This window comes from Homoserinimonas sp. (genome assembly GCF_056262345.1).
The window spans coordinates 1-6,384 of the sequence record NZ_JBACFR010000239.1 but is presented as its reverse complement, the minus strand read 5'-3'; the positions used below and the strand labels follow the sequence as shown (position 1 = coordinate 6,384).

Annotated in this window: 7 protein-coding genes and 1 pseudogene; 2 read left to right on the top strand and 6 right to left on the bottom strand. The window is 61.4% G+C overall.

All coding sequences use genetic code 11. The annotated features are described in order from the left end of the window. Positions 1-72: 72 nt before the first annotated feature. Positions 73-792, top strand: coding sequence for a biotin transporter BioY (locus AC062T_RS11510; protein ID WP_476030159.1), 720 nt, complete (start codon positions 73-75; stop codon positions 790-792). Positions 793-846: 54 nt separating this feature from the next. Here the strand turns inward: AC062T_RS11510 and AC062T_RS11505 are convergent, their stop codons facing one another. Genes AC062T_RS11505 through sufB form a run of 5 tightly spaced genes read right to left on the bottom strand, consistent with a single transcriptional unit; the run spans position 847 to position 4,943 of the window. Continuing rightward, complete coding sequence (locus tag AC062T_RS11505) at positions 847-1,176, bottom strand: metal-sulfur cluster assembly factor (protein ID WP_108516436.1); 330 nt, start codon at positions 1,174-1,176, stop codon at positions 847-849. A gap of 5 nt (positions 1,177-1,181) precedes the next feature. Beyond that, positions 1,182-1,946: a Fe-S cluster assembly ATPase SufC gene (gene sufC, locus AC062T_RS11500; protein ID WP_108996795.1), complete on the bottom strand. Its 765-nt coding sequence runs from the start codon at positions 1,944-1,946 to the stop codon at positions 1,182-1,184. Positions 1,947-1,998: 52 nt separating this feature from the next. Then, complete coding sequence (locus AC062T_RS11495; RefSeq protein ID WP_476030156.1) at positions 1,999-2,322, bottom strand: non-heme iron oxygenase ferredoxin subunit; 324 nt, start codon at positions 2,320-2,322, stop codon at positions 1,999-2,001. Next, a complete protein-coding gene (sufD, locus tag AC062T_RS11490) occupies positions 2,319-3,524 on the bottom strand; it encodes a Fe-S cluster assembly protein SufD (RefSeq protein ID WP_476030154.1) in 1,206 nt (401 codons plus the stop codon). The genes AC062T_RS11495 and sufD overlap by 4 nt, the downstream gene beginning before the upstream one ends. Then, positions 3,525-4,943, bottom strand: a complete 1,419-nt coding sequence (gene sufB, locus AC062T_RS11485; protein WP_476030152.1) for a Fe-S cluster assembly protein SufB — start codon at positions 4,941-4,943, stop codon at positions 3,525-3,527. It lies immediately after the preceding gene. A 283-nt stretch (positions 4,944-5,226) separates the two neighbouring features. Here sufB and AC062T_RS11480 point away from each other — a divergent pair, with 283 nt between their 5' ends. Next, positions 5,227-6,150, top strand: a complete 924-nt coding sequence (locus AC062T_RS11480) for a COX15/CtaA family protein (RefSeq protein WP_476030161.1) — start codon at positions 5,227-5,229, stop codon at positions 6,148-6,150. Between the two features lie 126 nt (positions 6,151-6,276). On the opposite strand, the pseudogene AC062T_RS11475 reads toward AC062T_RS11480, so the two are convergent. Then, a pseudogene (locus tag AC062T_RS11475) lies at positions 6,277-6,384 on the bottom strand (heme o synthase); the annotation flags it as partial.

Sequence of the window (6,384 nt, the reverse complement as noted above, 5' to 3'; positions counted from 1 at the left end):
GCCCGACAGGGCCAGAAGCACATCGGGGGTGGTGAGGGCAAACACTTAGTATATTTGCGTTCGGGTGTGTAAATGATCACTGCCCCTCCGACCATCGGATTCCGTATGTCTCTCCCTAATTACCAAACGCCGACCCAGCGGGTGCTGGCCTCGGCCAATAAGCGGCGCCTCCACGTGGGCCCGGCCACTCTTTCGGATCGCGTGTACCCGCCGACTCTGGTGATGGATGCCGTGCTCGTCGGGGCTGGAGCGGCGCTGGTCGCAATTCTCGCGCAGGTGGTAGTTCCGCTGTGGCCAGTACCATCAACGGGCCAGATCGTCGGAGTTCTGTTTGTGTCCTTCGCACTGGGAGTCATTCGCGGCCCGCTTGCGGTTGGGCTGTACCTTCTCTTGGGCGGCTTCGGGTTGCCGATGTTCACGCAGGCTGGCGCCGGGTGGAGCCACATCGCTGGGCAGACTGGCGGCTACCTCGTGGGGTTCCTCTTCGCCGCCGTCATTGCTGGCATCGTGACCCTGTGGGGCTGGGAGCGCAAGTTTTGGAGCGCCCTCGCCGTCTCGTGCGGCGCCACTCTCCTGGTCTATGCCATCGGCGTGGTCTGGCTTGGGTACGTGAACGATTACGACCTGGCTGAGGCTCTTGAACAGGGTCTCTATCCACTCATCGTGGGTGGGGGCCTCAAATCCCTTCTCGTGGCCGCTCTCGTTCCGCTCGCCTGGTTCGCCCTGCACCGCGCGGACTCCGCTGTAATAGCCGCCCAGCGCAACCCAGCGACGCCGCGCCTCCGCCCGTAGGGCGGGGACACGGCGTCAGCAGAGTCGCGGGTTCGCGGTCGAGAAGATCTGGGGTTAGATCGAGAAGCCCAGAGCGCGCATCATGTCACGCCCATCGTCCGTGATCTTCTCAGGACCCCACGGCGGCATCCATACCCAGTTGATGCGGAACTGTTCAACTACTCCGTCGAGAGCCTGAGCAGTTTCGTCTTCGATCACGTCGGTGAGGGGGCAGCCAGCCGAGGTCAGCGTCATGCTGATGATGAGGGCGTTATTCTCCTCATCCCAGGTGAGGTCATAGATAAGCCCGAGGTCGACGATGTTGACGCCGAGCTCGGGGTCCATGACCTCTTTGAGGGCGTCTTCAACCTTGTCGAAGAGCTGAGGCTCGAGCGCTACTGCCATGCGAATCAGCCTACGTTCGTCTGGGTGAGAAAGCGGTCGTAGCCTTCGTTTTCGAGGCGGTCGGCCAGCTCGCGGCCACCCTGCTCAGCAACCCGGCCGTCAACGAACACGTGCACGAAATCTGGCTGGATGTAACGGAGGATGCGCGTGTAGTGGGTGATGAGCAGCACGCCGAGACCGTTGGCCTCTTTCGCGCGGTTGACTCCTTCGGAGACAACCTTGAGTGCGTCAACATCGAGGCCGGAGTCTGTTTCGTCAAGCACGGCAAAGCGCGGCTTGAGAAGCTCAAGCTGCAGGATCTCGTGGCGCTTCTTCTCGCCACCGGAGAATCCCTCGTTGACATTGCGTTCGGCGAAGGAGCGATCCATGCGGAGCTGGTCCATCGAGGCGCGAACGTCCTTGATCCATCCGCGAATCGCTGGGGCCTCACCGTCAATGGCGGTCTTGGCGGTGCGGAGGAAGTTCGTGACGGTTACGCCGGGAATCTCCACGGGGTACTGCATTGCGAGGAACAGCCCGGCACGCGCACGCTCGTCGACCGACATGGCGAGAACGTCCTGGTCGTCGAGCATGATCGAGCCGCTCTCGACGTGGTACTTGGGGTGCCCAGCAATCGTGTACGCGAGGGTGGACTTGCCGGAGCCGTTCGGTCCCATAATCGCGTGAATCTCGTTCGAAGCGATCGAGAGGTCAACGCCCTTGAGGATCTGCTTGGTGCCCTGATCGGTCTCGACGCTGACGTGCAGGTCCTTGACGGTAAGAACTGACATGTGATGTGGCTTCTTTCTGCGCTCCCGCTGGCGATCTAGCGGGAGGAACTGTCTAGGAGGGGAAGGTCGGGGTGGGGTCGATGTAGACGTCGCCATCCACAATTGACACCGCAAAGACGGGGACAGGGTCGTACGCGGGCAGCGTGATCGGCTTGCCCGTCGTGAGTGAGAACTGGGATCCGTGAGCCCAGCACTCCAGAGTCTTGCCTTCGACGAAGCCCTCAGAGAGCGAAATGTCGCCGTGAGTGCAGGTGTCGCCGATGGCGTGCACGTCGCCCGACGAATCCTTTACGACGGCAATCGGGGTTTCGCCGATGACGACGCGAACAGCCGAGTTCACGGCGATGTCGTCGAGCGAACAAATGCGCACGCTCATGCGGTCACCGCCAGTTCTGCCTCGATGGCCTCGTCGAGGTGGGTTTCGATATCGGGGATGCCGATCTTCTGCACAACCTCACCAAGGAATCCGCGAACGACCAGGCGGCGAGCCTCGTCCTCGGGAATGCCGCGGGCCTGCAGGTAGAACAGCTGCTCATCATCAAAGCGGCCGCTCGCGCTAGCGTGGCCAGCCCCCTTGATGTCGCCGGTCTCGATCTCGAGGTTCGGAACCGAGTCAGCCCGTGCGCCCTCAGTGAGAAGCAGGTTGCGGTTCTGCTCGTAGCTGTCGGTACCAGTGCCTTCGCGGCCGATGAGAACATCGCCGATCCACACACTGTGTGCACCCTCGCCCTGCAGTGCGCCCTTGTAGGTCACGTGCGAGACGGTGTTGGCAGCAGCGTGATTCACGAATACCTGGTGCTCAATGTGCTGGCCTGCGTCGACGAAATAGACGCCGTAGACCTCGGCATCGGCGCGCTCGCCCGCCAGCGTGATGCTGGGGTTCACTCGCACAACGTCGCCGCCGAGCGAAACGCTCACATACTTGAGCTTGGATGCGCGGCCGAGCTTGGCAAAGTGGCTTGCCAGGTGGAGGGCATCATCCGCCCATTCCTGAAGCGAGACGACTGTGAGGTCGGCGTCCGCCTCCAGAACGATCTCAAGGTTCTCCGAGAGCACGGCTGAGCCGTGGTTGCCCAGAACGACGGTGCCGCGGCTGTTGGCCTTGGCGTGGATAACCGTGTGGGCGGCGCGAGCGCCGGAGCCGAGCTCGGTGCGCGTCACGGTCGCCCGTGCGTCGTCGCCGCTAATCGTTACGACGAGCGCCTTATCAAAGGTGCTCCACGCGTTGGCAGCGGCGCGATCTTCTGGAATCCCGGCCGACCCGATACGGGCATCGTCGCGAGAAACCCAGTCGACGCTCGCAGCGCCCTCAAGCACCGTCGTGACGTCGTAAATGGACCCATCGAGGGGCTCGGTCGTAAGACTCCGCACCTTGGCGAGTGGCGTGTACTTCCACTCAGCATCGGTCTGGGCGACCGACTCAAAATCGGAGACCTCATAGGAGGAGAACCGCTCAGAGCGAGTCTGGATGGGCGCGATCCCTGCTCCCCCAGCGCTGTGCTGGAGGGAACCGAGACGGGAGTGGTCGATCGGCACTGCGGATGCGGGAGCCTGGGTTGCTGTGACAGAGGCAGACATCTAGCCGACTGATCCTTCCATGCCCATTTCAATGAGCTTGTTCAACTCCATGGCGTACTCCATGGGAAGTTCTCGGGCGATCGGCTCGATGAAACCGCGCACGATCATCGCCATTGCCTCGTCCTCTGGCATGCCACGAGACATGAGGTAGAAGAGCTGCTCTTCGCTGACGCGCGAAACGGTAGCCTCATGCCCCATGATCACGTTGTCCTCACGGATGTCCGTGACGGGATACGTGTCGGAGCGGGAGATCGTGTCGACCAGGAGGGCGTCGCAACGCACCGTGTTCGCTGAGTGATGAGCGCCAGCGGCAATACGGACTTCTCCGCGATAGCCGGTGCGGCCACCGCCGCGCGCGATCGACTTGGAGACAATCGACGACTGCGTGTGCGGAGCCATATGAACCATCTTGGCTCCGGCATCCTGATGCTGACCGGGGCCAGCAAAGGCGACGGAGAGGGTCTCGCCCTTGGCGTGCTCTCCGACGAGGTAGATCGACGGGTACTTCATCGTGACCTTGGAGCCGATGTTGCCGTCAACCCATTCCATCGTGGCGCCCTCGTGGGCGACAGCACGCTTGGTGACGAGGTTGTAAACGTTGTTCGACCAGTTCTGGATGGTCGTGTAACGAACACGAGCGTTCTTCTTGACGATGATCTCGACAACAGCGGAGTGCAGAGAATCGGACTTGTAGATCGGGGCGGTGCAGCCCACAATGTAGTGACCGTAGCTGCCCTCGTCCGCGATGATCAGGGTGCGCTCGAACTGACCCATGTTCTCGGTGTTGATGCGGAAGTACGCCTGGAGAGGGATCTCAACGTGCACGCCAGGAGGCACGTAGACGAAGGAGCCGCCAGACCACACGGCCGTATTGAGCGCGGCAAACTTGTTGTCGCCCGAGGGAATGACGGTGCCGAAGTACTCCTCGAAGAACTCGGGGTGCTCTTTGAGGGCGGTGTCGGTGTCCATGAAGATCACGCCCTGAGCCTCAAGCTCTTCGTTGATCTTGTGGTAAACCACCTCAGACTCGTACTGAGCAGCAACACCGGCGACCAGACGCTGCTTCTCGGCTTCGGGGATTCCTAGCCGGTCGTAGGTGTTCTTGATGTCGTCGGGCAGGTCCTCCCACGAGGTTGCCTGCTTCTCGGTGGAACGCACAAAGTATTTGATGTTGTCGAAATCGATGCCGGAAAGGTCGGCACCCCACGACGGCATTGGCTTCTTGTAGAACAGCGAGAGCGCCTTGAGGCGCGTCTTCAGCATCGACTCCGGTTCGCTCTTAAGCGACGAGATGTCGGCGACAACCTCAGGAGACAGTCCGCGACGCGCGGACGCTCCCGCAACATCCGAGTCGGACCACCCAAACTCGTAGATTCCGAGACTGGAGAGTTCGGGGCGATCGATCAGAACATCTGACATGGCTTACCTCTTATTCCTCACTGAGCCCAACGGTTTGACTCCGCCGTTCATTCCCGTTTGGGGCTGCGCCGCAGGGAGCAGCGCTACAGAACACTCTCTTCACGACGTGGGGTGACATTCACTGTGTGGGTTGCCGGCGGAAATCGCCTCTGCAGCCTGCCTAGAATGAAACACGGAAAACGGGGGCGATACCCCCGAATGTCTACGTTGACACCCCGGCAATGACTGTGTTCCTGAACACGTCGATTCTACAGGGTGCCTCAGCTATAAAGGGAAGTTGACAGTGAAACGCCAGAAGTCGTCCAAATTCTCTCCACGCGCGCTCTTCGAGCGACTGCCCCTGGAGATCAATCGAACGACCCGAGTATTCGCCTGGCTCTCGCTCATTAGCCAGATCCTCATCGTCGGTACCGGCGGGGCCGTTCGCTTGACCGCATCCGGTCTGGGATGCACCACATGGCCGAAGTGCACAGAAGATTCGTTCGTGACAACGCCCGAGATGGGCATCCACGGCGTTATCGAGTTCGGTAACCGACTGCTCACCTTTGTGCTCATCGCGATCGCCATTGTCATGTTCTTGCGGATCGTGCGCATGCGTGCCGAGCGCCGCGATCTGTTCGTGCTGGCTCTCGTCATCGGCTTCGGTATCCCCTTGCAGGGCGTTATCGGCGGAATCACGGTCTGGACGCACCTGAACCCCTATGTCGTCGGGCTTCACTTCGTGCTCTCGACTGTGCTCGTTGTCTTGGCGACGGTTTTGGTGTGGCGCGTCTACAAGGGCAATTCGCCCCGCACACGGGTCGCGCCGCTGTGGCTCACCATCACCACACACGTGGCGAGCCTCTTTGTCGCCATCACGATTCTCGTAGGGATTCTTACGACGGGCTCTGGCCCGCACGCTGGCGACCACGGTGCCGCGCGCAACGGACTCAACTCCGAGATCCTGCAGCACGTGCACAGCTGGCCCGCCTACATCACGCTGGGGCTCACCCTCATCATCATCGCTGGCGCGTTGGCTCTGCGACTCGTGCCGACGTTCCGCTTTGGCATGCTGCTGTTCGCAATCGAGGGGGCGCAGATCATCGTCGGCATCACGCAGTCACGCCTGGGCCTGCCGGAGCTCCTCGTAGGTATCCACATGGTGCTCGCCTGCATGCTCGCGTCGGCGATGACCGCCGTGGTTCTCTCTCTCAAACAGAGCCGCTAGGCGAACGCGAACGACAAGAGGGCTGCTCCTCGCTTCGGCGAAGAGCACCCCTCTTTGTGTGGATGCGGTTCTTTGTACGTATGGACGCGGTGGTGAACTTCGGCCGCTGCGCCAGAAGCGTGTGCCTTAGAAGGGCAGAAGCGGATCGACTCCAACGGCCACGAAGACGAGCGTCAGATACGTGATCGACGCGTGGAAGAGAAGCATCGGTCGCACCTCTCCCCCGCGAATCGC

Coding starts and splice junctions, on each gene's coding strand:
- AC062T_RS11510 (WP_476030159.1), top strand. CDS start 73: ATGATCACTGCCCCTCCGACCATCGGATTCCGTATGTCTCTCCCTAAT.
- AC062T_RS11505 (WP_108516436.1), bottom strand. CDS start 1,176: ATGGCAGTAGCGCTCGAGCCTCAGCTCTTCGACAAGGTTGAAGACGCC.
- sufC (WP_108996795.1), bottom strand. CDS start 1,946: ATGTCAGTTCTTACCGTCAAGGACCTGCACGTCAGCGTCGAGACCGAT.
- AC062T_RS11495 (WP_476030156.1), bottom strand. CDS start 2,322: ATGAGCGTGCGCATTTGTTCGCTCGACGACATCGCCGTGAACTCGGCT.
- sufD (WP_476030154.1), bottom strand. CDS start 3,524: ATGTCTGCCTCTGTCACAGCAACCCAGGCTCCCGCATCCGCAGTGCCG.
- sufB (WP_476030152.1), bottom strand. CDS start 4,943: ATGTCAGATGTTCTGATCGATCGCCCCGAACTCTCCAGTCTCGGAATC.